Here is a 25,577-nt window from a genome sequence, read left to right as displayed (position 1 = left end):
CCCGTCGGCGTACCGCCGGGGCCTCAGCGGCGGCGGGCCACCGGCAGCGGGGTGAGCAGTATCCGCCCGGCCAGTCCCACCGAGCGGTCCAGTTGCGCCGCGTACTCGGCGTCCAGCCCCGCCGCCCCGCCCCCCGCCGCCTGGCGGAGCTGCCACAGCGCCCGGGCCGCCAGCCAGGCCCCGTCCCGGGCCCGCTCCGCGCTGCGGCAGCCCAGCAGATGGACCAGCGGGTCGGCCAGCCGCAGCAGCTCCTGCCCGGGCGTCAGCTCCTCGCGTACCCGCTCCTCCAGCAGGACCAGCCGGTCGGCGACCCGCTCGAAGGCGTCCGCCAGCTCGGTGGGGGTGCGGCGCAGCGTACGGCAGACGTCCACCAGCGCCAGCGGCAGATCGCAGCCGAGCTGCGCGTTCACCCCGGCCAGCGCGAACTGCACCGGACGTACGCCGGGATGGTGCCGGGCGTCCAGCAGCGGCCGCCAGCAGGCGGAGCCCCTGCCGTCCGCCGCGGCCGTCTCCAGCGCCGTCAGCGCCCGCTCCGCGCACCGCAGGGTGAGGGTGGCGGCGAGCCGCCGCTCCGGGCGCTCACCCGCCCCGGGCGGCCGGGCCGCCTCCGCCACCACCGGCAGATACGCGCCGAGGAACACCGCCACCCCGTCCGTCGCCGGGCCCCGTCCGGCCAGCGCCCGCAGCCGGTCCACGACCGCGCGGGCGCCGACCGGCCCGGCAGCGGCGGGGGAGCGCGGCGGGGGGACGACGGGCTGGCTCGACCGGGTCTGCGTCATGGCAGCAGCCTGGCAGTCGGTAGGCTCGGCGGCGGTGCCGTCCGGCCGGGCTTCCCCGGAACGGGGGAACGGGAACAGCCCGGCGGGCACCGGGGGAGGGAAGCACCAGTGGCGAACGGACATCGCCGGCGACGCGCCGGACGGGACGGAAGACGGGCCGGCGCGGGGCGCCACGCGATGGTGGCCGCCGCCTCGGCGGTGGTCGCGGTGGGCGCCGTCAGCGGACTGCTGGCCGCCTCCGGCGGCGGGGAGGGCAACGACACGGCCCGCCCGGCCGAGGTCAGCGCCGTACCGGAGTTGCCGCCGCTGCCCGCCCGGCCCAGCGTCTCGGCCTCCCCCTCGCCGTCCGCCTCGCCCAGCCCCTCCGCCTCGCCCTCGCCTTCCCCGTCGCCGTCGAAGAGCGCGGCCAGGAAGGCCCCGAAGCCGTCGAAGCCGAGGAGTGCCGCGCCCGCCGCCCCGGTCCGCCACGACCCGGTCTCGGCGGCGCTCTACCGCCACCCCGAGTCCCAGGCGCTGGACTGGGTGCGGGCCAACCCCGGGGACTCCCGCCGCGCGGTGATCGAGTCCCGGATAGCGGCCCAGCCGTCCGCCGTCTGGTTCGCCGAGTACAACCCGGGCTCCATCACCGGCAAGGTCCGGGCGGTCACCTCCGGGGCGGCCGCCGCCGGCCGGGTGCCGGTGCTGGTGCCGTACGCCATCCCGGACCGCGACTGCGGCGGCGCCTCCCAGGGCGGGGCGCCGGACCTCGGGGCGTACGACGGCTGGATACGCGGCTTCGCCGACGGGCTCGGCAGCGGGGAGGTCATCGTCGTCCTGGAGCCGGACGCGGTGGCCTACGCCGACTGCCTCTCCGGCGGTGAACGGGACGCCCGCTACGCCTCGCTGGCCCGCGCCGCCCGCACCATGAAGGCCGCCAACCCCAAGGCCCGGGTGTACTTCGACGCCGGGCACTCCGGCTGGCACCCGCCCGCCACGATGGCCGGGATGCTCCGCGCGGCGGGCGCCCACACCGCCGGGGACGGCATCTTCACCAACGTCGCCAACTTCCACACCACCGGGGACGAGGCCGCCTACGCCCGCCGGGTGCTCGACGCCCTCGGCGGACCCTCCCACCTCGGCGCCGTGATCGACACCAGCCGCAACGGCAACGGGGCGCCGGGCGCGGAGGAGTGGTGCGACCCCTCCGGCCGGGCGATCGGCCAGTCGCCGACCACCCGGACCGGCTCCGACCGGATCGACGCCTACCTCTGGGTCAAGCTGCCGGGCGAGTCCGACGGCTGCCGGGGCGCGGCGGGCGAGTTCAGCCCCGACTGGGCCTACGAGCTGGCGACCGGCTGACGCCTCACGGCCGCGGCTCGTCGTCCTTCCCGGACGGCTGGTCGTAGGAGGAGGTGCCCGAGTCCAGCAGCGGCTCGGCGGTCTTCAGATGCGCGGGGGCGAAGGCGCGCAGCACGTGGTAGCCGGTGATCACCACGATGGTGCCGAGCGCGATGCCGCCCAGCTCGAAGTTGTCGGTGATCTTCAGGCTGACCCCGCCGACGCCGATGATGATGCCCGCGGCGGCCGGGACCAGGTTGAGCGGGTTGCGCAGGTCCACCCCGGCGTTGATCCAGATCTGCGCGCCGAGCAGGCCGATCATGCCGTAGAGGATGACGGTGATCCCGCCGAGCACCCCGCCGGGGATGGCGGCGACCACCGCGCCGAACTTCGGGCACAGGCCGAAGAGCAGGGCGAAGCCGGCGGCGGCCCAGTAGGCGGCGGTGGAGTAGACCCGGGTGGCCGCCATCACGCCGATGTTCTCCGAGTAGGTGGTGTTCGGCGGGCCGCCGACCGCGGTGGAGAGCACGGAGCCGACGCCGTCCGCCGCGATGGCGGTGCCCAGCCGGTCGTCCAGGGACCGGCCGGTCATCTCGCCGACCGCCTTGACGTGCCCGGCGTTCTCCGCGATGAGCGCGATCACCACCGGGAGGGCGACCAGGATCGCCGACCACTCGAAGGCCGGGGCGTGGAAGGACGGCAGCCCGACCCAGTCGGCCTTGGCCACCCCGGAGAGGTCCAGGCGCCAGTGGTCGACCGCCTCGGCGCCGCCGAGCGGCGAGTGGATCTTTCCGAAGGCCAGGTCGAACAGCCAGGAGACCGCGTAGCCGAAGACCAGCCCGAGGAAGATCGCGATACGGGACCAGAAGCCGCGCAGGCAGACCACCGCGAGCCCGGTGAACAGCATCACCAGCAGCGCCGTCCACTGGTCCTGCGGCCAGTAGGTGGAGGCGGTCACCGGCGCCAGGTTGAAGCCGATCAGCATCACCACGGCGCCGGTGACGATCGGCGGCATCGCGGCGTGGATGATCCGCGCCCCGAACCGCTGCACCGCCAGACCGGCCAGGAACAGCACCGCGCCGACCACCAGCACCGCGCCGGTCACCGTGGCGCTGTCCCCACCGGAGGCCCGGATGGTGGCGGCCACGCCCACGAACGACAGCGAGCAGCCGAGGTAGCTGGGCACCGTGCCGCGGGTGGCGAGCAGGAAGATCGCGGTGGCCACCCCGGACATCATGATCGCCAAATTGGGGTCGAGCCCCATCAGCACCGGGGCGACGAAGGACGCCCCGAACATCGCCACCACGTGCTGGGCGCCGAGCCCCACCGTGCGCGGCCAGGACAGCCGCTCGTCGGGTCGGACGACGGCACCGGGCGCGGGGGTGCGCCCGTCGCCGTGCACGGTCCAGCGCACGCCGAGGTTCATCAGGGGTGGCTCCAGTTCTGGGAGGAGGAGGCGGGGGCCGGGGCGGTGGGCCGTCGGCCGCGCCCCGGAAGGTGGCCGGAAGGTGGCCGGAAATCGGCCAGCGCCATCGTAGAGGCCGGCGATCCCCGGGCCCCCCGGAGGCGGGTGCCTCGGGGACCCTGCGGGGGCGGGTGGCTGCGGGGCCCTGAGGAGGGCGGTCGGTTGGGGGCCCTGCGAAGGCCGGTGGGGCCGGGGCCCTGCGGAGGCCGGTCGGGCCGGGGCCTCCGGCGGGGGGCGCCCGGGACCCCGGGACCGGTCGGGTCCGGGGCCTTCGGCGGGGGGGTCGCCCGGGGCCCTGGGACCGGTCGGCCGGGGTTGTCCGGTGGGGGCCGGTGCCTCCGGGGCCCTGCGAAGGCGGGTGCCTCCGAGCCCCGCGGAGGGCGGCCGGGATGGGGCCTGCGGAGGCGGGTGCCTCCCGGGCCTGCGGAGGCCGGTCGGGCGGGGGCTCTGCGGAGGCCGGTCAGGCCGAGGCCTCCGGCGCGGGTCGTTCGGGACCCCGGGACCGGTCGGCCGGGGCTCTTCGGCGGGGGCCGCCTGGGCTCCTGTGCCCCGGTCGGGCGCGTGCGCTCCGGGGCCGGTGGTCAGCTCGCGTTGTTCCCTGGGGCCCCGGGGCCCCGGGCGATGTCCTGGGTGGTGCCCTTGGTGATGTCGCGGGCGGCCTTGCCCGGGAGGGGCACCGTCGTCGGGGCGGCGTCCGCGCCCGTCGGGGTCCCGCTCCGGCCGAGCACTCCGGCGCCCAGCACCAGGCCGAAGGCCAGCACCGTCACCACGCCGAAGGAGACCGCCAGCGAGGTCAGGTCGGCCAGCCCGCCGATCGCCGAGGGGGCGATCAGCCCGGAGGTGTACGTGATGGTGGCGACGCCCGCGATCGCCTGACTCGGGTTCGGCCCGCTGCGGGCCGCCGCGGCGAACGCCAGCGGGACCACCACCGCGATGCCCAGCCCGATCAGCCCGAATCCGGCCAGCGCCACCGCCGGGTGCGGCGCCAGCACCACCAGCGCCCCTCCGGCGGTCGCCGCCACGCCACCCGTCCGGACCGTGCGGACCGGGCCGAAGCGGTCCACCACCCGGTCGCCGACCAGCCGCACGACCGCCATGGTCAGCGCGAACGCGGTGGTGGAGGCGGCCGCCAGCCCCGCCGAGGTGCCCAGCTGGTCCCGGAGGTAGACCGCCGACCAGTCCAGGCTGGCGCCCTCCGCGAACACCCCGCAGAACCCGATCGCCCCGATCACCAGCGCCGACCTCGGCGGCAGCGCGAACCGCGGCGGCGGCTCCTCGTCCGGGGTGCTGCGCAGGTCCAGCACCCCCTGGCAGAACAGCAGCCCCAGCGCGGTCAGCACCACCGCGGCGATCAGATGGTGCACCCGGGCGTCCCCGCCCGTATGCGCGGCGAGGGTGCCCGCCGCCGAGCCGAGCAGCGCCCCCACGCTCCACATACCGTGCAGACTGGACATGATCGACCGGTCGAGCCGCCGCTCCACCTCCACCCCGAGCGCGTTCATCGCCACGTCCGACATGCCGGAGGTCGCCCCGTACACGAAGAGCGCGGCGGCCAGCCCCCAGACGTCGGGGGCGAGCGAGGGCAGGGTCAGCGACAGCGTCCACAGCGCCAGCAGCAGCCGCAGCGCCGGGCGGGCGCCCATCCGGTGGCTGATCGCCCCGGCCAGCGGCATCGCCAGCGAGGCGCCCAGCGCCGGGAAGGCCAGCGCCAGGCCCAGCTGACCGGCGCTCACCCCGGCGTGGTCCGCGATCCAGGGGATACGGGTGGCGAAGCTGCCCGCCACCGCGCCGTGCACACAGAACACCGCCGCCACCGCGAACCGCGCCCGGCGCAGCCGCTCGGCACCCAAGACCGTCTCCGTCGCCATAGGTCCTTCCCGTCCCTCCCCCTGGTCCCCTCGGGCCGGTTCCCCGGGGATCGGCGGTAAACTATCAGGAAGCCTGCCTGATAGTAAGATGGCCGCCGCACACGCTGTGTGTACGCGGTCGCCCCGGTCCCCGGCTCCCGGCACCGGGACGGGTCCCGGCCTCTGGAAGGATTCCGGCATGCCTGCATCGCCCAGCACCGCCCGGGCCATCAACGACCGCCTGGCCCTGCGCTTCCTGCGCGACGAGGGTCCGCTGACGGCCGGTCAGCTCAAGACGCTGACCGGGCTGTCCCGGCCCACCGTCGCCGACCTGGTCGAACGGCTCCGGCACACCGGGCTGGTCCGGGTGGTCGGCGAGACGGGTGCGCAGCGCCGGGGTCCCAACGCCAAGCTGTACGGGATCGTGGCCGACCGCGCCCATCTGGCCGCCCTCGATGTGCGCACCGACAGCGTCACCGTCCTGGTCACCGATCTGCTCGGCACCGAGCTGGCCCGGGCGTCCACGCCGATGGGGGAGCCCGACGGAAAGGGGACGGACGGGGCGGAGGAGGCGGGCCCGGCGGTGGAGCGGGCCGTCGCACTGCTGGAGCGGACCGTGGCGGAGGCCGGGGCCACCCGGCTGCACAGCGTCGGCATCGGCGCCCCCGGGCTGATCGACCCGGCCACCGGGGAACTGCGCGACTCCGGCGGACTGCCCTGGTGGCACCGCCGGCTGGTGGCCGCGCTCCAGCAGCGGCTGACCGCCGCCGTGCAGGTGGAGAACGAGACCAATGTGGCCGCCATCGCCGAGCAGCGCGAGGGCGCCGCCCGGGGCCGGGACACCTTCGTCCTGCTCTGGCTTGGCCAGGGAGTGGGCGCCGCCCTGGTGCTGGACGGCCGGCTGAGGCGCGGCGCCTCCGGCGGGGCGGGCGAGATCGGCTTCCTGCCGGTCCCGGGGACCGGTGGGCTGCCCTCGGCGACCGGCTGCGACGGCGGCTTCCACGCCCTCACCGGCTCCGCGGCGATCGCCCGGCTGGCCGCCCGGCACGGGGTCGCGGCGGAGGGAGGGGGTACGGAGCCGGCTGGAGCCGCCGCCGTGCGCGCCGCGCTGGCGGCCGGGGCGGACGGCTTCCTGGACGAGCTCGCCGGGCGGATCGCGCTGGGCGCGGCCGCGGTGAGCGCGGTGCTGGACCCGGGCTGTGTGGTGCTCGGCGGTGAGATCGGCCGAGCCGGTGGGGCCGCGCTGGCCGCCCGGGTGGAGGAGCGGCTCGCCGGGCTCTCCCCACTGCGCACCGAAGTCCGCGCCGGGGCGCTGGGCGGCGGCGCGGTGCTGCGGGGCGCGCTGCTGACGGTGCGCGACGCGGCCCAGGAGCAGCTGTTCGCCCCGGAGCCGAGGTGAGGTGACACCGACGACCGCCGCCCGTGCCCCGGACGGATGGTCCGAAGGCACGGGCGGCAGGGTGCGGGGATGGGTGCTGGGCGCGGCCCGGCGGCGGGAAGGGCCGGTCTCCGCCGCCGGGCCGCGGTCTGTACGGCCTACCGGTCGGCAGGCACCGAAGTGACCGGGCTCAGCGGGCCCAGGGGCCCGACCGGCTCAGCGAACCCCAGTGCCCACCGGCTCAGCAGGCGCCGAGGTCCTGCCAGACCCCCCACTGGCCGGTGGTCCCGGGCTCCTCGCCCTTGGTCCACCACTTGGCCTTCCAGGTGCGGGACTTGTGGGAGACCGCGGTCCCGCCGCCGTACTCGCTGGTCGCCTTCCAGGCGGGCGCGGTGCAGGCACCCGGCGTCGGAGTCGGCGTGGGGGTCGGAGTCGGGGTGGGAGTGGGAGTCGGCGTGGGGGTGGGTGTCGGGGTGGGGGTGGGGGTCGGCGTCGGGTCCGTGCCGCCGCCGGGCTCGACCACGGTGGTGCCGCGGGCCAGGTCGCCGGCGAGCGCGTAGCTGGTGCCGCCGATGTCCACCGTCCAGTTCCACGGGGTGGAGACCGGCAGGTAGTAGTTGAAGGAGAGCTCGACCGAGGCGCCGGGGGCGAGGGACTGCCAGGCCGGCAGCTTCAGCGAGACCCGGTGGAAGTCGCCCTTCAGCCCGCCCACGTTGGAGCCGGTGTGGTCGCTGGAGATCACCTTGGTGCCGAAGCCGGACTGGTCGGAGGCGTTGCCCGGGGCGGAGGTGGAGTAGTCGAACTGGAACTCCGTACCGCCCGGCAGGGCCGCCTTGGTGTTGTTGGTGATCCTCACCTTGGGGGTGATCGGGTAGTTGGAGTCACCGAGCTTGAACTCGCCGAACTCCACCCCGATGTTCACCGCCTTGGTGGGCAGCGCCTTGTTGGAGACCTTGGCGCCGTACGCCGGGGCCGACTTGAACTTCTCGTACATCAGCGAGGTCAGGGTGGAGCCGGGCTCGTACTGGCCCTTGGCCGCGTTCCAGCCGTAGTCGCCGGCCAGCTCCCAGACCATGGTGCCGCCGATGCCCTTGTCCACCACGTAGTCGGCCTTGCGGGCCACCGACTGCTCGTCCTCGGTGGAGAGGAAGGTCCGGGTCTGGGCGTTCCACAGCCAGGGGGCGACCAGGGTGGAGTCGTACCTGCGGGTGTAGGTGCCGGCCAGCTTGGTGCCGGCGCCGAAGCCGTAGCCGGTCAGATAGTCGCCGAGGATCCCCTTCTCCAGGTTCTTGGCGTGCCACATCGGGTTGGAGCCGGCCGGGGACTCCTTGCCGTTGTCGTCCTTGTCGTGCCAGAGGTTGTCGATGCCGGTCGCCCCGTCACCGCACTTGGTCAGCCCGGAGCCGGCCGGGCAGCTGCTCGCCGCGGCCTTCCCCCACAGGCCGTCGGTGCCGCCCTGCACGTTCTTGTGGCCGCGGGTGTAGTACGGCAGGCCGATGTTGATCCGGCCGGCCGGCATCGAGCCGCGGAAGTAGTGGTACGCCCAGTCGGTGTTCAGGTAGCCGACGCCGCCGTACTGCTGGCTGCCGTACACGTTGGAGGCGGCCAGCTCGGCGTCCTTGCCGTCGTCGAAGAGCGAGGCGTTGGGGCCGGCGTACTCGTTCCAGGCGCCGTGCAGGTCGTAGGACATGATGTTGACGTAGTCCAGGTACCTCTGCATCTGGTACGTCTCCATACCGCGCAGCAGATAGCCGGAGGAGGGGGCCGCCACGGTCAGCAGGTAGTGCCGTCCGTCGGCCGCGCCCGCCCGGTCCAGCTTCTCGCGCAGGGTCTTCATCAGCGCCGCGTAGCCCTTGACCAGGCCGCCCCGGCGGGCGTTGGAGATCGCGAAGTCGGCCGGGTGGCCCGCGTCCTTCATGGAGGTGGCGTACTCGTAGTCGATGTCGACGCCGTTGAAGCCGTACTTCTTGATGAAGGCGACCGCGGAGTCGCTGAAGGTGTCGATGCCGGCCTGGTTGACCGAGCCGTCGGTGTTGGTGGCCATGGTGTAGAAGCCGCCGGAGCCGACCCGCTTGCCGTCCGCGCCGAAGTAGCCGCCGGTCTCGGCCCAGCCGCCGACCGAGATCAGCGTCTTCACCTCGGGGTGCTGCTTCTTGTACGTGTTCAGCAGGTTGAAGTGGCCCTTGTAGGGGAGCGCCGGGTCCATCTCGGCGCCCGCGGTGCCGGGCCAGGTCATCCCGGTGGCCGCGTTGTCCGGGCCGTCGGCGCCGACCGAGAGCTTGTTGGCGGCGTCGATGTGGCCGAAGGCGTAGTTGAGGTGGGTGACCTTGCCCCAGGGGATGTCCTTGGCCAGATAGGCGGGGGTGCCGTCCTTGCCGGTGCGCCAGCCGGTGAAGTAGCCGATGACCCGGCGCTGGTGGTCGGCGCCCATCTTCTCGCGGCCCTCGGTGTCGTACACCGAGCAGTACGGGACGTCGACGCCGGGCGTCTTGTAGAGCCCGTCGGGCCGACAGTTCTCTCCCCCAGACTCCGTCCGGGGGGACCCCCAGTCGGCGGCGTGCGAGACGGGCGACATGGAGAGCATGCCGAGCAGCAGTCCGGCGACGGCGGCGCCGGACGCGAGCGCGGTGGCTCTGGCACGGGTGGGGGAGAGCACGGGTTTCCTCCCGGGGAGGTGGGAGCGCGCCTGCGGCGGGGACGCGGGCACACGGCGGGGATCGGGACACACAGCGGCGAAATGCGGGGGTGGTGCGTGTCGGCCGGGGTGTGCGCACACCGGGAGGCCGGCTCCGAGGAGGTGACGCAGAGATTAAAAGGACTAGACCAAGGGGTCAATAGGTCTGGACCAGTGGAATGTCCGCAGGTCCCCAAGGTGTCCCCTTGTGGGCATGCTCATGACGTGATGTGACAGAGTCCATAGGACCGCCTTGGTGGGGCGGTGGGCGGCCGTGGCACACTTGCCGCATATCAGCAGCAGCGCACTCCGGGGTCGGTGCAATTCCGAACCGGCGGTTACAGTCCGCGACCCGACCGCATCCAGCGGCCGGTTGACCAGGTGAAATTCCTGGACCGACGGTGAAAGTCCGGATGGGAGGCAGTGCGCGGCGGGTGACCCTGTCCTCAGGGCCGCACCGGCCGTATCCACCGGCCGCCGTCTTCGGCGACCGGTCCCTCGGCCGATCGGCGTCCCCTGCGTACGGTGGTTCCATCCGTCCCCTGTCGTCATCGACAGGCCCCGGAGTCCGCGCCTCGACAGGCAGGAGGACCCGGTGGCCACCGCAGCCGACCACGCCGCCATGCGGCGGGCGATCACCCTCGCCGCCCGCGGTCTCGGCTCCACCAGCCCCAACCCGGTCGTCGGCTGCGTCGTCCTCGACGCCTCCGGCGAGACCGCGGGCGAGGGCTGGCACCAGCGCGCCGGCGGACCGCACGCCGAGGTGCACGCCCTGCGCGCGGCCGGTGAGCGGGCCCGCGGCGGCACCGCGTACGTCACCCTCGAACCCTGCAACCACACCGGCCGCACCGGCCCCTGCGCCCAGGCCCTGACCGAGGCCGGGATCACCCGGGTGGTCTACGCGGTCGGCGACCCGAACCCGCGGGCCACCGGGGGCGCGGACACCCTGCGCGCGGCCGGCGTCCACGTCGAGGCCGGGCTGCTCGCCGAGGAGGCCGAGGCGGGCAACACCGCCTGGCTCACCTCCGTACGGCTGGGCCGCCCGCATGTCACCTGGAAGTACGCCGCCACCCTGGACGGCCGCACCGCCGCCGCCGACGGCACCAGCCGCTGGATCACCTCCGCCGAGTCCCGCGCCGACGTCCACCGGCTGCGCGCCGAGTCCGACGCCGTCCTGGTCGGCGGCGGCACCCTGCGCACCGACGACCCGCACCTGGCCGTCCGCGGCATCGAGGGCGCCGTCCAGCCGCTGCGGGTGGTGCTGGACACCCGGGCCGGCATCCACCCCGGGGCCAGGGTCCTGGACGGCGCCGCCCCCACCCTGCTGGTGGTCGGTGAGGACGCCGACACCCGCCGGCTGCCGGACGGCGCCGAACTGCTCCGGCTGCCCCTGTACGACGGCCGGATCGGCGTACCCGAGCTGCTCACCGCCCTGCACGCGCGCGGGGTGCGCTCGGTGCTGCTGGAGGGCGGGGCCACCCTCGCCGGGGCGTTCGCCGCCGGCGGGGTGATCGACCGGGTCGTCGGCTATCTGGCGCCGGTCCTGCTCGGCGCCGGACCGGCCGTCCTCGCCGACGCCGGAATCACCACCATCACCGGGGCGTTGCGGCTCGACGTCACCGAAGCCGTCCGCGTCGGTCCCGATCTGCGGATCACCGCCAAGCCGAAGGAGAGCTGAGCGTGTTCACCGGAATCGTCGAAGAGCTGGGCGAGGTCACCGCCGTCGATGACCTCGGGGACTCCTGCCGCTTCCGCCTGCGCGGACCGGTCGTCACCGAGGGCGCCAAGCACGGCGACTCGATCGCCGTCAACGGCGTCTGCCTCACCGTGGTCGACACCGCCGACGGCGAGTTCACCGCCGATGTGATGGCCGAGACCCTCAAGCGCTCCAGCCTCGGCGCGCTGGCCCCCGGCTCGCGGGTCAACCTGGAGCGGCCCATGGCGGTCGGCGGCCGGCTCGGCGGGCACATCGTCCAGGGCCATGTGGACGGCACCGGCGCCATCCTGGCCCGCACCCCCTCCGAGCACTGGGAGCTGGTGAAGGTCTCCCTCCCTACCCAACTCGCCCGCTACGTGGTCGAGAAGGGCTCCATCACGGTGGACGGCGTCAGTCTCACCGTGGTGGACGCGGGCACCGACCACTTCACCATCAGCCTCATCCCGACCACCCTCGCCCTCACCACCCTCGGCGTGAAGCAGCCCGGCGACCCGGTCAACCTGGAGGTCGACGTGATCGCCAAGTACGTCGAGCGGCTGATGGGGAGCACCGAAGGCGGCAAGGCCACCGACCCCGAAGGGACCCTCCGGTGAACTGGCTCAACGCGGAGGCCTTCACCGCCTTCGGCCAGCAGATCAAGTGGGCCGACATGATCGGCAACACCATCGGCCTGATCGCCCTCGCCCTCGGCTGGCGGCGCTCGGTGCTCACCTGGCCCGCCCAGTTCCTCGCCGGGGTCATCCTGTTCGCCGCCTTCGCCACCTCCCACCTGGCCGGCAGCGCCGGCAAGCAGGTCGTGGTGATGCTGGTCGCCGCCTGGGGCTGGTGGCAGTGGACCCGCGGCCGCCGCGCGGCCCAGGACGGCTCCCTCGCCGTCCGCTTCGCCACCTGGCGGGAGCGCGCCCTGATGGCCGGCGCCGCCGTGCTCGGCACCCTCGCCGTCGCCGGGCTGTTCACCCTGTTCCCCAAGCTCTCCTGGGACCCGTGGCCCGACGCGTACATCTTCGTCGGCACCCTGGTCGCCATGTACGCCCAGGCCCGCCGCATGGTCGAGTTCTGGTTCGCCTGGCTGCTGGTCGACCTGGTCGGCGTGCCGCTGAACTTCGCCAACGGCTTCGCCTTCTCCGGCTTCGTCTACGTCATCTACGGCGCCCTGGTGCTGTGGGGCCTGCGCGACTGGTGGCTCCGCTCCCGCACCGACGCCCCCACCCTGGAAGGAGCGGGAGCATGACCGCGCACAGCATGATCTGGGACAACGAGGACCTCTCCCTGGACCCCGTGGAGCAGGCCGTCCGCGACATCGCCGCCGGCCGGCCCATCGTGGTCGTCGACGACGAGGACCGGGAGAACGAGGGCGACCTGGTCGTGGCCGCCGAGAAGGCCACCCCGGAGATCGTCGCCTTCATGATGAGCGAGTGCCGCGGCCTGATCTGCGCCCCGATGGAGGGCGACGAGCTGGACCGGCTCCACCTGCCGCAGATGGTCGGCGACAACACCGAGTCCATGAAGACCGCCTTCACCGTCTCGGTGGACGCCGCCCCCTCCTTCGGGGTCACCACCGGCATCTCCGCCGCCGACCGGGCCACCACCCTCCAGCTCCTGGGCGGCGGCCGCGCCGAACCCGGCGACCTGGTCCGCCCCGGCCATGTCTTCCCGCTCCGCGCCCGCCCCGGCGGCGTGCTCACCCGCCCCGGCCACACCGAGGCCGCCGTGGACCTCGCCCGGCTGGCCGGACTCCGCCCGGCCGGCGCCATCGTGGAGATCGCCGGCGAGGACGGCACCATGCTGCGGCTGCCCGAACTCGTCCCGTTCGCCCGCAAGCACGGACTGACGATCATCTCCATCGAGGACCTGATCGCCTACCGCCGCGACAACGAGCCCACCGTCCGCCGCGAGGCCGAGGTCCGCCTGCCCACCGCGCACGGCGACTTCACCGCGTACGGCTACCGCTCCACCGTGGACGGCGTGGAGCACATCGCCCTGGTCCACGGCGACCTCGCGGACGGCGAGGACGTGCTGGTCCGCGTCCACTCCGAATGCCTCACCGGGGATGTCTTCCACTCGCTGCGCTGCGACTGCGGCCCCCAGCTGGAGGCCTCCATGGAGCGGATCACCGAGGCCGGCCGGGGAGTCGTGGTCTACCTCCGCGGCCACGAGGGCCGCGGCATCGGGCTGCTCTCCAAGCTGCGCGCCTACGAGCTCCAGGAGCGCGGCCACGACACCCTCGACGCCAACCTGGAACTCGGCCTGCCCGCCGACGCCCGGGACTACGCGGCCGGCGCCCGGATGCTCGCCGACCTGGGCGTCCGCAGCCTCACCCTGATGACCAACAACCCCGACAAGGTGGACGCCCTCACCCGGCACGGCCTCACCGTCACCGGCCGCGAGCCGATGCCCGTCCAGGCCGGCGAGCACAACATCCGCTATCTGCGCACCAAGCGCGACCGGATGGGCCACGACCTGCCCTGGCTGGACCCCGCGGCCGCCTCCCCCTGCCACACCCAGTAACCCCGAAGACCCACCCCACCCAAGGAGATATGCACGTGAGCGGCAAGGGCGCACCCGAACTGAGCGTGAAGAACTGCGGCGACCTCCGGGTGGCCGTGATCGCGGCCCAGTGGCACGAGAAGATCATGGACGGCCTGGTGGACGGCGCCCTGCGCGCCCTGCACGAGCTCGGCATCGACGAGCCCACCGTGCTGCGCGTCCCCGGCAGCTTCGAGCTGCCGGTCGTCGCCAAGGTCCTGGCCGGCCGGGGCTACGACGCCATCGTGGCCCTCGGCGTCGTCATCCGGGGCGGCACCCCGCACTTCGAGTACGTGTGCCAGGGTGTCACCCAGGGCCTGGTGCAGGTCACCGTGGACACCGGCGTCCCGGTCGGCTTCGGCGTACTGACCTGCGACACCGAGGAACAGGCCCTGGACCGCGCCGGACTGGAGGGCTCCACCGAGGACAAGGGCCACGAGGCGGTCACCGCCGCCGTCGCCACCGCCACCACGCTGCGTACGGTCAGCGAGCCCTGGCGCTGAGTGCCGGGCCCTGGCACCGGACGCCGGGCCCGCACCCCGTACTCTGGGGACCATCATGGCGAACAAAACCTTCGAAGAGCTCTTCGCCGAGCTGGAGCTCAAGGCCAAGACCGGCGACCCCGCCACCTCCCGCACCGCCGAGCTGGTGGACAAGGGCGTCCATGCCATCGGCAAGAAGGTCGTCGAGGAGGCCGCCGAGGTCTGGATGGCCGCCGAGTACGAGGGCAAGGAAGCCGCCGCCGAGGAGATCTCGCAGCTGCTGTACCACGTCCAGGTGATGATGGTCGCGCGCGGGATCTCCCTCGACGACGTCTACGCCCACCTCTGAGCCGCACCGCACCACCACCGACCCACCGCGAAAGAAGGAAACGCCCCATGCTGCGCATCGCCGTCCCCAACAAGGGTTCACTGTCCGGACCTGCGTCGGCGATGCTCCATGAGGCCGGCTACCAGCAGCGCAAGGAGTCCAAGGAACTGGTGCTGGTGGACCCGGCCAACGAGGTGGAGTTCTTCTACCTCCGCCCCCGGGACATCGCCATCTACGTCAGCTCCGGCAGGCTCGACATCGGCATCACCGGCCGCGACCTGCTGCTGGACTCCGGGGCGAGCGCCGAGGAGATCCTCCAGCTCGGCTTCGCCCGCTCCACCTTCCGCTACGCCACCCGGCCCGGGACGGCCTCCGGCCCGGCCGACTTCGGCGGGATGACGATCGCCACCTCCTACGAGGGGATCGTCGCCAAGCACCTCGCCGACCAGGGCATCGACGCCTCCGTGGTCCACCTGGACGGCGCCGTGGAGACCGCCATCGAACTGGGTGTCGCCCAGGTCATCGCGGACGTGGTGGAGACCGGCACCTCGCTCCGGAACGCCGGCCTTGAGGTCATCGGCGAGCCGATCCTCACCTCCGAGGCGGTCGTCATCCGGCGCACCGGTGCGCCGACCGGCGAGCCCAAGGTGCAGCAGTTCCTGCGCCGCCTCCAAGGCGTCCTGGTCGCCCGCTCCTACGTGATGATGGACTACGACTGCCGGGTGGAGCACCTGGAGCAGGCCGTCGCCCTCACCCCCGGCCTGGAGTCGCCCACCGTCTCCCCGCTGCACCACGAGGGCTGGGTGGCGGTCCGCGCCATGGTCCCGGCCCGCGAGGCCCAGCGGATCATGGACGACCTCTACGACCTGGGCGCCCGGGCCATCCTGACCACCGAGATCCACGCCTGCCGGCTCTGACCGCGGGCGGGCCGGGACCAGACCCGGGAGAAAGCCGTCAGGGCCCCGGGAAGCCGTCGGAACAAGGGAAGAACCGGAACCGCACATGCCCGACCCGCAAGCGCCCGCCCTCCCGGCGGTCTTCCGGCCGACCCGCACCCGGGTCGTCCTGCTGACCGCCGCCGCGGCCATGTTCGTCGTGATCACCGCGGTCGCGCTGGCGCTGGAGAAGCTCGGCCCCGGCGAACGGGCCAGCTTCATCTTCGTCGCCGCGCTCTTCGCCGCCGTACTGGGGCTGCTCGCCCGCCCGAAGGTGGTCGCCGACGAGTCCGGCGTCACCGTGGTCAACCTGGTGCACAGCCGCCGCCTCGCCTGGGCGGAGATCCTCCGGGTCAACCTCCGCGAGGGCGACCCCTGGGTCTTCCTCGACCTCAGCGACGGCACCAGCCTGCCGGCCCTGGGCATCCAGCCCGGCATCGGCCGCCGCCAGGCCATCCGCGACGCGAGCGCCCTGCGCGCCCTCGCCGAGACCCGCGGCACCGGCACCGACCGCCCCTCCTGACCCCTTCTGATCCCTTCGGGCCCTCAGGCCTCCGAGGATCAGGCAGGTGGTGGTGGCGTGCGCGATCAGCCGCCCGTCCCCGACGACTGGGAGGGGGTGGCGGGGTCGGTGGCGCTCAACTGGTGCTCCTGGAGTGGGGGGATGGGGCAATGGGGCCGGGCTCTTCCAAGGCTGCCTTCAGCCGGCTCAGGGTCGTGCGCATACCGGACCGGTTCACCCGGACCCGGTCCGCCGGGCCGGTTCCGGCGACCAGCACACCCAGTGCGTCGCCGACCCGGCCGGCGGGCCCCCGGCGCAGGTCCCGCCAGTGCTCGGTCACCCGGGTGGTCCGCTCGTCCACCGCTTCGACCCGGTACTCCCAGTCCGCCAGCGGCAGCCCGAACACCGAGACCCGGTAGGCGAACTCGCGGGGCGGCACGGCCCGGGTCACCCGGCACAGGGTGAGCCAGAGCCGGGGCCCGCGCCGGTTGAGGCCGAGGAACCACCGCCTCCCGCGCCCCGTCGACGGCAGTCGCAGCACCCCCGCGCACTCCGGGCTGAACCCGGCCATCAGCCGGGGATCGGCGACCATCCCGAAGACCGTCTCGGGCGAGGCGGTGACCAGCACCGACTCCACCAGCTCCCAGGTCCTGCGGGACGCGTCGGCGCTCATGAGGCGAACCGCCCGCCCTGGCCCCGTATCACCGTGAACACCACGGCGTAGGTGATCGGCACCAGCAGCACCGGCAGCCCGACGGCGGGGGAGGCCCCGGCCGGGTGCCCGGTGTGCGGGGCCGCGGCGACCGGATGGGCGTGCCCGGGCCCGCCCATCGCGGCCTGCCGGAACCCCGGATCGGTGAGGAAGGCGTACAGCAGGGCGCTCAGCGCCCAGGCCAGGGCGAGGCTCAGGGCAGCCGCCACCGGCAGCGCCCGCGGCCCGGGCAGGCGCCGGCGGGCGTTCCGGAGTACGAGGAGGGTCAGCGCACCGGGAGCGAGCCCCCACACCATCACCAGCCACCCCCCGAGCAGCGCCGCCCCCGGCCCGCCGCGCGCCGAGGCGAGCAGGGTGTCATGCCAGAGCGCGATATCGACCAGGGCGGCCGCCGCCGACACGGCGAGGGCGGCCCCGGTCTCACTCGGCGGGCCCGCCGCCATCCGGCTCGGTGCCTCCCTCACCGGAACACCCCGACCCGGCGCGTCAGCGCCCTGCCGGCAGCGGTGTGGAGCTGAAGGGCTCCTACTATCCCGCCCAGCACCGCCGCGACATACCCCTTGACCAGGAACAGCACCGGCTGGTCCACCGAACCCCAGTAGTTCAGGCCGACGTTGTGGTCCAGGCTCCAGCACAGGGTCTGGCAGACGCTGTAGAGGGCGGCGGCGCTGACGGCCGTGACGAGCAGGGCGGGGCGGCTGCCCGGGGCGAACCGGCCGGTCACCAGGAACGTCAGCGCCCCGACGGCCGCCCCCATGCCGACACCGCACAGGCCGAGCGTCCACACCGCCCGCCACAGCAGCGGGCCGTGGTCCGGGAAGAGGACCAGTCCCAGGACGAGGAACGAGGTCTCAGCGGCGAAGCCGGCCAGCACGAACACCTTGATGGTCTCCGCCGCCCGGCTGTCGGCGGTGGCGCCGGGCGCCGGGGGAGAGGCGGTGGGGGACAGGGAGGGATTCCACACGGTGACACCTCGTCATGGTCGTCGTCGGCTCGGGTGCTTCTCTTACGCAGATGGTGGGGCGCGGCTCAGGCGATGTACCGCGCGAGCTCGCCGGCCGCCTCCAGGAGCTGTGGTGCCAGATCGCGGATGCGCGCGGCCGGCAGGCGGTCGTTGACCCCGGACAGGGTGATGGCGAGATACGGATCGGAGGCCGCCGAGGGCACGGGTGCCGCCATCCCGGACACGCCCGGCATCACCGTGTCCTTGTCGAAGCAGTAGCCGTACTCGCGGACCTGGGTGATCTGGCGCCGTACCGAGGTCAGGGTCTCCTCGGGCCCGGCGACCGGGAACCGCATCAGCCGCCGCAGGGCCGCGTTCGCCCGCACCTGCGCCTCCACCCGTTCCGGTTCATGCCAGGCCAGCAGGGCGATCCCGGCGTAGGTGACACCCAGCGGCACGGTCTCGCCGACCTCCACGATCTCCGCGCGGATCGGGTAGCCGCCGTCGGCCCGGGTCAGATAGTGCACCCCGTCCAGCCGTCTGATCGCCACATAGACGGTGTCACCGGTCCGGCCCGCCAGCTCCTGCGCCACCTGCCGTACGGCGTCATGGTCCCGGATGGGGGAGGGGGCGCCGAGCCCCAGCAGGTACAGGGCGGGGCCCAGGCCGTAGCGCCGCCCCGGGCGCTGCTCCACGAAGCCGGCGGCCGCCAGCTCACGCAGGATGCGGTGCACCGTGGGCCGGGCGAGCCCGGTCTCATCGGCCAGGTCGAGCAGCCGGCGCCCGGCCGCCCCCTCCCGGGCCAGCGCGGTCAGGACGGCGGCGACCTTGCCCACCACCTGCGGCCTGCCCTCCTGTGCCGGTTCCATGATGCGGCTCCCCTCACACGTGCTTCGGCCCGCCGAGTCCACCCGGTGGACTCGGGACCGCCTTACCGCGCCCCGTACCGGAGTCCCGGTCCGTGACGCGTTGACAGTGAAACCGACGGCGGCGTGTCATCGCATCACCGGCGGCGGTCCTCCGGCCGCCGATCAGGAGTCCGGATCGGTCAAAGTCTGCCCGACGGACTATCACCCCCCTCCGGCCCCGCCCCCGAAGGAGCACCACCATGACCACCCCCACCGATGCCCGTACCACCGAGGGAAGCGCGACTGTCGATGGCATCCGGGTCCGCTACCTCGACTCGGGGGAGCCGGACCCCGGCGGGGAAGGCGATCGGCCGCCCCTCGTCCTCGTCCACGGCACCGGCGGCAGCATCGAGCGCGAGTACGGCTACCTCTTCCCGATGCTGGCGGCCCGGCAGCGCGTGGTGGCGCTGGACTTCGCCCAGCCCGTCCCCGCGGACGGCAGGCTCACCCTGGACCAGCTGGAGCGCCAGGTCGCCGCCGTCTGCGAGAGCGTGCTGCCCGGCCGCCGGGTGACCCTGGTCGGCTACTCGCTGGGCGCCGTGGTCGCCACCGCCCTCGCCGCGCACCGGCCCGGACTCGCCGTCAACCTGGTCGCGGTGGCCGGCTGGGCGGCCACCGACACCCAGCAGCGGCTGCGCGGCGGGGTGTGGCGCCGGCTGCGCGAGGACCGCTCCCCGGCGCTCGCCTCGTACACCGCCTTCTGCGCGCTGGGCGGCCCCTTCCTGGCCGCGGCCACCCTGGAGCAGCTCGCCCCGCTGCTGGAGGGGCAGGTGCCCGGCGACTTCGACGACCTCCAGATGGAGCTGAACCAGTCGATCGACATCACCGCGCTGCTGCCCGAGGTCCGGGCCACCACCCTGGTCATCGGCTGCACCCACGATCAGATGGTGCCGGTGCGCCACAGCAAGGCCCTCTTCGCCGCCATCCCGGACGCCCGCTACACCGAGGTCGCCTCGGGGCACGCCGTGCTCTTCGAGCGTCCGGCCCAACTGGTGCAGCTGATCGACCGGTTCAACGCCCGGCCGAGCGCCCAGCCGGCCGGCCGCGTCATCCCCGAAGCCCGCGTCTGACCGTCCCCCTCCTGGAGCACCCCATGAGCCGCACCACCATCCCCCGAAGTGTCGACGTCCTCGTCATCGGCACCGGCTTCGCCGGTCTCGGCACGGCCGCCCGGCTGAAGCGCGAGGGCACGCACTCCTTCCTCGTCCTGGAGCGCGCCGACGACGTCGGCGGCACCTGGCGGGACAACACCTACCCCGGCGCCGCCTGCGACGTCCCCTCCCACCTGTACTCCTTCTCCTTCCGCCCCAACCCGGACTGGTCCCGGCTCTTCGCCCGGCAGCCGGAGATCCACCGCTACCTCCGCGACACCGCCCGCGAGGAGGGGCTGCTGCCGCACATCCGCTTCGGCGCGGAGGTACGGGACGCCCGCTGGGACCCGGCGGAGGGGCGCTGGACCGTCACCACCACCCGCGGGGTCTTCACCGGGCGGTTCCTGGTGACCGGGGCCGGCCACCTCAGCGACCACCGCCTCCCGGACATCCCGGGCATCGGCGACTTCGGCGGCCCGGTGTTCCACTCCGCCCGCTGGGACCACGGCACCGGCCTGGAGGGCAAGCGCGTCGCGGTCGTCGGATCCGGCGCCAGCGCCGTCCAGATCGTGCCCGAGGTCGCCGACAGTGCCTCCCAGGTGACCGTCTTCCAGCGCAGCGCCCCCTATGTCGTCCCGCGCGCCGACCGCGCGTACACCGAGACCGAGCAGCGGGTCTTCCGGCGGGACCCGGAGGCCGTCCCCGCCCACCGCGCCGAGATCTTCTGGTATCTGGAGGCGGGGTTCGCCGCCCGCCGGGCCGCCCCGCACCAGCTCGCCGAGGCCAAGGCGGCGGCCCGGGCTCACCTGGAGCGGCAGATCGCCGACCCGGCGCTGCGCCAGGCGCTCACCCCCGACCACGAGCTGGGCTGCAAGCGCGTGCTGATCTCCGACACCTACTACCCGGCCCTCACCCGCGACCATGTCACCCTGGAGCCCTCGGCGCTGGCCCGCGTGGAGCCCGGAAAGGCGATCGCCGCCTCGGGCGCCGCCCACGCCGTCGACGTCATCGTCCTCTGCACCGGCTTCGAGACCACCGAACCCCCGTACGCCCGCCTGGTCCACGATGCCGACGGACGGTCCCTGGCCGACCACTGGGCCCGCGGCATGGAGGCGTTCGCCTCCACCACGGTCGCCGGATTCCCCAACCTCTTCCTGGTCAACGGCCCCCACACCGGCCTTGGGCACAACTCGATCGTCCATGTCATCGAGGCGCAGATCGACTACCTCCTCGGCGCTCTGGCCTGGAGCCGCGCCCAGGGCGACCGCACCGTGGAGGTCTCGGCCGCCGCCCAGGAGCGCTATGCCGCCGACCTCGACCGGCAGGCCCGTGGCACGGTCTGGGACGGCGAGCGCTGCCGGAGCTGGTACGTCGATCCGCGCAGCAAGCGGGTGACCCTGATCTGGCCGGACTTCGCCGACGCCTTCCGGCACCGCAACGGCACCTTCGACCCCGCCCCCTACGCGGCCACCGCCGGCTGAGCCCCCGATGCCCCTGCTGACGACCAGCGGCGCCGCGACCCTCGCGTACACCGACACCGGCCCGCCGCCGGGCCGCCCGGACGCCCCGACCGTGGTCTTCGGCCATGGACTGCTCTTCGGCGGCTGGATGTTCCGGCCGCAGACCGCCTCCCTGAGCGCCGAGTACCGGTGCGTCACCCTGGACTGGCGGGGGCAGGGCGACAGCCCCCCGGCGGCCGGCGGCTACGACATGGACACCCTGACCGCCGACGTACGGGCGCTGCTGGACGCGCTCGGCACCGGCCCGGTGCACTTCGTCGGCTTGTCCATGGGCGGCTTCGTCGGGATGCGGCTGGCGGCCCGCCACCCCAAGCGGCTGCGCTCCCTCTCCCTGCTCGCCACCACCGCCGACGGCCTCACCCCGGCCCGGGCCCGGCGCTTCCGGCAACTGGCCCTGGTCCACCGGCTGGTGGGCATCGGACCGGTACGCGGACGGGCCGCCGCGATGGCCTTCGGCGCCTCGTTCCTTGGCTCCCCGGAGAGCGGGCCGGTGCTGGCGGAGTGGGAGCGCCGACTGCGCCGGAGCGACCGGGCCGGGATCGCGGACGCGGTACGCGGGGTGGCCGGCCATCCGCCGATCGCTGCCGAGCTGGGCCGGGTCACCGTGCCCACGCTGGTCCTGGTGGGGGAGGAGGACACCTCCACCCCGCCGCCCGTCGCGGCCCGGATCGCCGCCCGGATACCCGGGGCACGGCTGGAGCGGATCCCCCGGGCCGGGCACACCCTCACCCTGGAGCGGCCCGAGGCGGTCACCTCGGCCCTGCGCGCCTTCCTCGCCACCGCATGATCCCGCGCAGGCGGCCGGCTCAGTGACACCGGGCAGCCCGGGGCCCGTCGGCTCAGTAACCGGGCAGTCCGGGGATGCCGGGGCCGCCACCCGGGGGCGGCTCCTCCGGTCCGCGCCGCACCGGATCGCGGCCGGACAGCACCTCCCCGTACGCCTGCATCAGGTCCGCCAGCCGCAGCGTCGCCAGGTCCTCGCGGGTCGGCTCGCCCCGGTAGGTGGTCAGCCGCAGGTCCCGGTACGCGCACGACTTCTCGTACAGGGTGCGCAGGAACCGGCCGTTGCCCAGCTCGTCGATCCAGCCCTGCTCCACCACATGGCCGCTGATCGACAGCAGCTCCTCGCGCGCCTCCGGGTCCCACACGTCGTCGTTGGCCGCCGCCAGCACCTCGCCGATGGCGGTCAGCTCCAGCGGGCGGTACGAGGGGAAGTCCACCCGGGTGGTGAAGCGCGAGGACAGCCCCGGGTTGGCGGCCAGCAGCCGGTCCATGCCCTCCGGGTAGCCGGCCAGGATCACCACCAGATGGTCCCGGTTGTCCTCGGCCCGCTTCAGCAGCACCTGCAAGGCCTCGTCGCCGTAGGCGTCGCCCTTGCTGTAGCCCGAGTTGGACAGCGCGTACGCCTCGTCCACGAACAGCACCCCGCCCAGCGCCGAGTCGATCAACTCGTTCGCCTTCACCGCGGTCTGCCCCAGGAACTCACCCACCAGGTCCGCGCGTTGCGCCTCCACCAGATGGTCGCCGCCGAGCAGCCCCAGGGCGTAGAAGGCCCGGCCCAGGATGCGGGCGACGGTGGTCTTGCCGGTGCCGGAGGGGCCGGAGAAGACAAAGTGACGTTTCGGCGGCTGCACCGGCAGCCCGCGGGCCGCCCGCAGCCGGGCCATCTCCAACTGCGCCGAGACCGCCTTCACCTGGCGCTTGACCGGTTCGAGGCCGACCATCCGCTCCAGCTCGGCGAGGGCCTCGGCGAGCAGCTCCGGATCGGCCGGCCCCACGGGCGCTGCCGCCGGGCCGGAGCCGCCCCGGGCCCGCGCCCCGCCGTCGAAGGCGGCCGAGGAGCCGGGGCCGGCCGGTGACCGGCGGCTCGGCCCGTCCGGCGCGCCCGCCCCGGGTCCCAGGTCCGCCCCGCGGCGGCTGCCGGCACCGGGCGGGGTGTCCGGCCCGTCCGCCAGGTCCGATCCGTCCCGCAGGTCCAGCGCGGTCACCGAGCCCTGCCCGACGCCCCCGCCCGCCCCGCGGCCCCCGTCCTCCGGTCCGTAGCCCGCGTCCGCTCCTGAGCCGCCACCCTCCGAACCGAACCTTCCGCCGTCCGAGCCGAAGGTGTCGCCGTCCGGACCGAAGGCCCCGGTGTCCTGCGCACAGCCGGGTTCCTTTCCGGTGAGGGCGGCGGAGTCCTGGCCGGTGAAGGCGGAGGCGTCCCATCCCGGACCGGAGTCCCATCCCGGCCCGGCGTCCCTCCCCGGAGCAGAGTCCGGCCCCGGACCCTCCCTCCCCGGCCCCGACTCCCTCCCCGGCCCCGAGTCCTGACCCAGACCGCCGTCCTGGCCGAGGCCCGCCAGGGAGACCGCCGCCAGGTCGACGGCCGCCCCCTCGGCCCCGTCGAACCCGTCGTCGGTGATGGCGGTGAGCCGGGCCGCGGTGTCCATGAACGCCGGGTCGATCCGGTACACCGCCCGGTAGAGCGGCAGGGCGGCCGCGCTGCGGCCGGTGCCCTCGTGGGCGCGCGCCAGCCAGTAGCGCAGCTCCTTGCGCTGCGGCTGCTCGCTGCGGCAGCGCATCAGCGAGGCCGACAGCAGCGGCTCCGCCTGCGCGTACATCTCCAGCCGGACCCGGGCCATCCCGCCGAACAGCCCCGCCTCGATACCGAGCTGCGGATCGTCGACCAGCGGTTCGGTGTGGCGGGCCAGCTCCTCCCAGTCCTTGACCAGGTAGGCGCGGCAGGCGTGCAGGAACCGCACCTGCCGGTCGGCGTCCACCGGCGGCAGCCCGGCGAGCGCCCGGTCCAGCTCGGGCACGTGCCGTCCGTCCAGCCAGTGGGATGCGTGCGCGAGCAGCAGATCGCGCGGCCGCTCCAGCACCGGCTGCACCCACCAGCCGAGCCAGTACCAGGAGTTGAGCCGGCGTCGATGGCGGGCGCGCTGCTCGCCGAACCGCTCGCGGTTGCGGTGCATCCGCAGCAGCGCGGTGGTGGTCTCCACCCGCAGCGCGTGCAGGCCCAGCCAGCCGTCGGCCATCCCGGGATCGATCCGCACCGCGGTACGGAACTCCTCCTCCGCCTGGGGGTAGGCGCCCATCGTGTAGGCGTCCACACCGCGCAGCCAGGCGAGGTCGGCCGGGGCGTGCGCGCCCCGCGTGCCGATGTTCATCGGGTCCCCCCGCAAACCGTGTCCCCGTGCCGGTACCAGCCGGGCGGCCGCCCGGTGGCGTCGATCCCATCGCCCTTCCGTCTCACGGGACTTGCCCGTGCCTGCCCACACCGAGAGGCATCGTACCGGCACGGGGAGTGCGCGACTAAGGGCGCGTGGGGCCGTGGAGGCGGGCGCGGACGCGCGACGGCGGCGCGAACGGCGCGGTGACCGAGGGTGAGTGGGGCCGCCACGCCAGGGGGGACGGAACGGGAGAAAGCGGAAAGGACGAAGCCCCCGGTCACGGGGGAACAACCAGGGGCTTCGCGTCGGGGGCGGCTTCCGAAAGCCGCACATTGAGAACGTAAGACCTGTACGGCCGCCCGGTCAAGCGAAGTTGGGGCGGTCCATCGGCCATTTTCCGACTAGTCGGTATGCGCTCCCCATCGGGTCACCCAGAGTGACGCTCTGCTGCGTGCAGCGTCGCCGCGGCGGGTCCGGTCCGCCACGCGTACCCCTCCCGGCACTCCCTTACCAGCCAGTCGGCGAACGGCCGGGACGGGTCGGCGGCGAAGTGGCGGGTCTCCGCCACCGTCCAGCCGTCCCAGAAGGCGGCCTGCGGGGGACCGTCCCGTCTCCGGCCCCGCTCCCAGGAGGCCTCCCGGTCCCGGTCCATCCAGAGCAGCCCGGCCAGCAGCGGCCGCACCGCCCGCCGCCCGCCGCCCACCCCCTCGATCAGCACCACCTCGGCCACCGGCAGCGTCCTCGGCGGCCCGAAGCGGCGGAGATTCCAGTCGTACGGGTGAACCCGCGCCGGTTCACCGCGCGTGAACGGCTCCAGCGCCTGCTCCCGGAGGCGGTCGGTCCAGCCGAACAGCTCCTCATGCGTCGCGATGTCGTCCAGGTGGAGCACCGGGGCGCCGCCGAGCGAGGCCGCCAGCCGAGCGGCGAAGGTGGACTTCCCGGAGCCCGCGTGACCGTCGACGGCGACCAGCCGCACCGGCCCGCACGAGGGCGCCAGAGCGCGCAGTTCGGCGGCGAGCGGGGCGAGTCGGTCCATACGGCAACCCTATAGAGCCCCTTTCCACCTCTCCGCCGAATCCCCTCCGGCGCCACTGGTCGAGACCAATAACGGTGCGATGGCCCGGGTCCGACGGGTGGCTGACCGGCCCACCAGGCCGGGATAGTGGCCGGACGGGGACTGTGTCCCCCGGCCACCGCCCCCCCCGCCCCTCGTCCGCTCGCTCCCCCTCCCCTCGCCCCCTCCGCCCTCATCCGCTTCCGTTCCCACCGCGACCGATCGGGGATTCACCGTATGACCGACA

At 74.2% G+C, this 25,577-nt stretch carries 23 protein-coding genes and 1 riboswitch; of the genes, 13 read left to right on the top strand and 10 right to left on the bottom strand.

Annotated elements, in window-relative coordinates:
• Window positions 1-23: 23 nt before the first annotated feature.
• Complete coding sequence (locus M1O15_RS29470) at window positions 24-779, bottom strand: DUF5995 family protein (protein WP_248637277.1); 756 nt, start codon at window positions 777-779, stop codon at window positions 24-26.
• Window positions 780-956: 177 nt separating this feature from the next.
• Here M1O15_RS29470 and M1O15_RS29465 point away from each other — a divergent pair, with 177 nt between their 5' ends.
• Window positions 957-2,117, top strand: coding sequence for a glycoside hydrolase family 6 protein (locus M1O15_RS29465; RefSeq protein WP_248637276.1), 1,161 nt, complete (start codon window positions 957-959; stop codon window positions 2,115-2,117).
• 4 nt (window positions 2,118-2,121) lie between these two features.
• Here the strand turns inward: M1O15_RS29465 and M1O15_RS29460 are convergent, their stop codons facing one another.
• Entirely contained in the window at window positions 2,122-3,522 is a 1,401-nt protein-coding gene (locus tag M1O15_RS29460; RefSeq protein WP_248637275.1) for a uracil-xanthine permease family protein, read from the bottom strand.
• Window positions 3,523-4,142: 620 nt separating this feature from the next.
• Entirely contained in the window at window positions 4,143-5,429 is a 1,287-nt protein-coding gene (locus M1O15_RS29455) for an MFS transporter (protein ID WP_248637274.1), read from the bottom strand.
• A 178-nt stretch (window positions 5,430-5,607) separates the two neighbouring features.
• Between M1O15_RS29455 and M1O15_RS29450 the strand changes: the two genes are divergently transcribed.
• Window positions 5,608-6,807: an ROK family transcriptional regulator gene (locus tag M1O15_RS29450; RefSeq protein WP_248637273.1), complete on the top strand. Its 1,200-nt coding sequence runs from the start codon at window positions 5,608-5,610 to the stop codon at window positions 6,805-6,807.
• 220 nt (window positions 6,808-7,027) lie between these two features.
• On the opposite strand, the gene M1O15_RS29445 is transcribed toward M1O15_RS29450, so the two are convergent.
• A complete protein-coding gene (locus M1O15_RS29445) occupies window positions 7,028-9,442 on the bottom strand; it encodes a chitinase C-terminal domain-containing protein (RefSeq protein WP_248637272.1) in 2,415 nt (804 codons plus the stop codon).
• 318 nt (window positions 9,443-9,760) lie between these two features.
• Window positions 9,761-9,891: riboswitch (FMN riboswitch) on the top strand.
• 164 nt (window positions 9,892-10,055) lie between these two features.
• On the opposite strand from M1O15_RS29445, the gene ribD reads away from it, so the two are divergent.
• From ribD to M1O15_RS29405, 8 genes are all read left to right on the top strand, one after another.
• Window positions 10,056-11,138, top strand: a complete 1,083-nt coding sequence (gene ribD / locus M1O15_RS29440; protein WP_248637271.1) for a bifunctional diaminohydroxyphosphoribosylaminopyrimidine deaminase/5-amino-6-(5-phosphoribosylamino)uracil reductase RibD — start codon at window positions 10,056-10,058, stop codon at window positions 11,136-11,138.
• A 2-nt stretch (window positions 11,139-11,140) separates the two neighbouring features.
• On the top strand, window positions 11,141-11,770 hold the full coding sequence (locus M1O15_RS29435) for a riboflavin synthase (protein ID WP_248637270.1): 630 nt from the start codon (window positions 11,141-11,143) through the stop codon (window positions 11,768-11,770).
• Entirely contained in the window at window positions 11,767-12,408 is a 642-nt protein-coding gene (locus M1O15_RS29430) for a nicotinamide mononucleotide transporter family protein (protein ID WP_248637269.1), read from the top strand. The genes M1O15_RS29435 and M1O15_RS29430 overlap by 4 nt, the downstream gene beginning before the upstream one ends.
• Entirely contained in the window at window positions 12,405-13,685 is a 1,281-nt protein-coding gene (locus M1O15_RS29425; RefSeq protein WP_248637268.1) for a bifunctional 3,4-dihydroxy-2-butanone-4-phosphate synthase/GTP cyclohydrolase II, read from the top strand. Before M1O15_RS29430 ends, M1O15_RS29425 begins: the two co-directional genes overlap by 4 nt.
• A gap of 35 nt (window positions 13,686-13,720) precedes the next feature.
• A complete protein-coding gene (gene ribH / locus M1O15_RS29420; protein WP_248637267.1) occupies window positions 13,721-14,206 on the top strand; it encodes a 6,7-dimethyl-8-ribityllumazine synthase in 486 nt (161 codons plus the stop codon).
• Between the two features lie 55 nt (window positions 14,207-14,261).
• Window positions 14,262-14,534, top strand: coding sequence for a phosphoribosyl-ATP diphosphatase (locus tag M1O15_RS29415; protein WP_031078175.1), 273 nt, complete (start codon window positions 14,262-14,264; stop codon window positions 14,532-14,534).
• 47 nt (window positions 14,535-14,581) lie between these two features.
• On the top strand, window positions 14,582-15,430 hold the full coding sequence (hisG, locus tag M1O15_RS29410) for an ATP phosphoribosyltransferase (protein WP_248637266.1): 849 nt from the start codon (window positions 14,582-14,584) through the stop codon (window positions 15,428-15,430).
• 85 nt (window positions 15,431-15,515) lie between these two features.
• On the top strand, window positions 15,516-15,971 hold the full coding sequence (locus M1O15_RS29405; RefSeq protein ID WP_248637265.1) for a PH domain-containing protein: 456 nt from the start codon (window positions 15,516-15,518) through the stop codon (window positions 15,969-15,971).
• Window positions 15,972-16,086: 115 nt separating this feature from the next.
• Here the strand turns inward: M1O15_RS29405 and M1O15_RS29400 are convergent, their stop codons facing one another.
• The 4 genes from M1O15_RS29400 to M1O15_RS29385 form a co-directional block, all read right to left on the bottom strand.
• The gene (locus M1O15_RS29400; protein ID WP_248637264.1) at window positions 16,087-16,623 is read right to left on the bottom strand and encodes an SRPBCC family protein; all 537 of its coding nucleotides are present in this window, start codon (window positions 16,621-16,623) and stop codon (window positions 16,087-16,089) included.
• Window positions 16,620-17,126, bottom strand: a complete 507-nt coding sequence (locus M1O15_RS29395) for a hypothetical protein (RefSeq protein WP_248637263.1) — start codon at window positions 17,124-17,126, stop codon at window positions 16,620-16,622. The genes M1O15_RS29400 and M1O15_RS29395 overlap by 4 nt, the downstream gene beginning before the upstream one ends.
• Window positions 17,123-17,626 carry a hypothetical protein gene (locus M1O15_RS29390; protein ID WP_248637262.1) on the bottom strand — a complete coding sequence of 168 codons (504 nt, stop codon included), beginning with the start codon at window positions 17,624-17,626 and terminating at the stop codon, window positions 17,123-17,125. The genes M1O15_RS29395 and M1O15_RS29390 overlap by 4 nt, the downstream gene beginning before the upstream one ends.
• Before the next feature lie 65 nt (window positions 17,627-17,691).
• Window positions 17,692-18,474, bottom strand: coding sequence for an IclR family transcriptional regulator (locus tag M1O15_RS29385; protein ID WP_248637261.1), 783 nt, complete (start codon window positions 18,472-18,474; stop codon window positions 17,692-17,694).
• Between the two features lie 239 nt (window positions 18,475-18,713).
• On the opposite strand from M1O15_RS29385, the gene M1O15_RS29380 reads away from it, so the two are divergent.
• From M1O15_RS29380 to M1O15_RS29370, 3 genes are read left to right on the top strand one after another with little or no spacing between them, the layout of a single operon-like run.
• The gene (locus tag M1O15_RS29380) at window positions 18,714-19,583 is read left to right on the top strand and encodes an alpha/beta fold hydrolase (protein WP_248637260.1); all 870 of its coding nucleotides are present in this window, start codon (window positions 18,714-18,716) and stop codon (window positions 19,581-19,583) included.
• 23 nt (window positions 19,584-19,606) lie between these two features.
• Window positions 19,607-21,085, top strand: a complete 1,479-nt coding sequence (locus M1O15_RS29375; RefSeq protein WP_248637259.1) for a flavin-containing monooxygenase — start codon at window positions 19,607-19,609, stop codon at window positions 21,083-21,085.
• 7 nt (window positions 21,086-21,092) lie between these two features.
• Window positions 21,093-21,911, top strand: a complete 819-nt coding sequence (locus tag M1O15_RS29370) for an alpha/beta fold hydrolase (RefSeq protein ID WP_248637258.1) — start codon at window positions 21,093-21,095, stop codon at window positions 21,909-21,911.
• A gap of 52 nt (window positions 21,912-21,963) precedes the next feature.
• Here M1O15_RS29370 and M1O15_RS29365 read toward each other — a convergent pair whose 3' ends face one another.
• Together M1O15_RS29365 and M1O15_RS29360 are read right to left on the bottom strand one after the other, a co-directional pair.
• Window positions 21,964-24,273 (bottom strand): AAA family ATPase, encoded by a 2,310-nt coding sequence (locus M1O15_RS29365; protein ID WP_248637257.1) that lies wholly within the window; start codon window positions 24,271-24,273, stop codon window positions 21,964-21,966.
• A gap of 430 nt (window positions 24,274-24,703) precedes the next feature.
• Complete coding sequence (locus M1O15_RS29360) at window positions 24,704-25,312, bottom strand: uridine kinase family protein (protein ID WP_248637256.1); 609 nt, start codon at window positions 25,310-25,312, stop codon at window positions 24,704-24,706.
• Window positions 25,313-25,577 lie beyond the last annotated feature (265 nt).

The organism is Streptomyces lichenis (assembly GCF_023218175.1).
Lineage (GTDB): Bacteria > Actinomycetota > Actinomycetes > Streptomycetales > Streptomycetaceae > Streptomyces > Streptomyces lichenis.
This window is presented reverse-complemented; position numbering and strand designations above follow the sequence as displayed.

Bases quoted from the DNA above. Each gene is read 5' to 3' on its own strand.
- M1O15_RS29470 (WP_248637277.1), bottom strand. From the start codon at position 779: ATGACGCAGACCCGGTCGAGCCAGCCCGTCGTCCCCCCGCCGCGCTCC.
- M1O15_RS29465 (WP_248637276.1), top strand. From the start codon at position 957: ATGGTGGCCGCCGCCTCGGCGGTGGTCGCGGTGGGCGCCGTCAGCGGA.
- M1O15_RS29460 (WP_248637275.1), bottom strand. From the start codon at position 3,522: ATGAACCTCGGCGTGCGCTGGACCGTGCACGGCGACGGGCGCACCCCC.
- M1O15_RS29455 (WP_248637274.1), bottom strand. From the start codon at position 5,429: ATGGCGACGGAGACGGTCTTGGGTGCCGAGCGGCTGCGCCGGGCGCGG.
- M1O15_RS29450 (WP_248637273.1), top strand. From the start codon at position 5,608: ATGCCTGCATCGCCCAGCACCGCCCGGGCCATCAACGACCGCCTGGCC.
- M1O15_RS29425 (WP_248637268.1), top strand. From the start codon at position 12,405: ATGACCGCGCACAGCATGATCTGGGACAACGAGGACCTCTCCCTGGAC.
- M1O15_RS29415 (WP_031078175.1), top strand. From the start codon at position 14,262: ATGGCGAACAAAACCTTCGAAGAGCTCTTCGCCGAGCTGGAGCTCAAG.
- hisG (WP_248637266.1), top strand. From the start codon at position 14,582: ATGCTGCGCATCGCCGTCCCCAACAAGGGTTCACTGTCCGGACCTGCG.
- M1O15_RS29405 (WP_248637265.1), top strand. From the start codon at position 15,516: ATGCCCGACCCGCAAGCGCCCGCCCTCCCGGCGGTCTTCCGGCCGACC.
- M1O15_RS29400 (WP_248637264.1), bottom strand. From the start codon at position 16,623: ATGAGCGCCGACGCGTCCCGCAGGACCTGGGAGCTGGTGGAGTCGGTG.
- M1O15_RS29385 (WP_248637261.1), bottom strand. From the start codon at position 18,474: ATGGAACCGGCACAGGAGGGCAGGCCGCAGGTGGTGGGCAAGGTCGCC.
- M1O15_RS29380 (WP_248637260.1), top strand. From the start codon at position 18,714: ATGACCACCCCCACCGATGCCCGTACCACCGAGGGAAGCGCGACTGTC.
- M1O15_RS29375 (WP_248637259.1), top strand. From the start codon at position 19,607: ATGAGCCGCACCACCATCCCCCGAAGTGTCGACGTCCTCGTCATCGGC.
- M1O15_RS29370 (WP_248637258.1), top strand. From the start codon at position 21,093: ATGCCCCTGCTGACGACCAGCGGCGCCGCGACCCTCGCGTACACCGAC.
- M1O15_RS29365 (WP_248637257.1), bottom strand. From the start codon at position 24,273: ATGAACATCGGCACGCGGGGCGCGCACGCCCCGGCCGACCTCGCCTGG.
- M1O15_RS29360 (WP_248637256.1), bottom strand. From the start codon at position 25,312: ATGGACCGACTCGCCCCGCTCGCCGCCGAACTGCGCGCTCTGGCGCCC.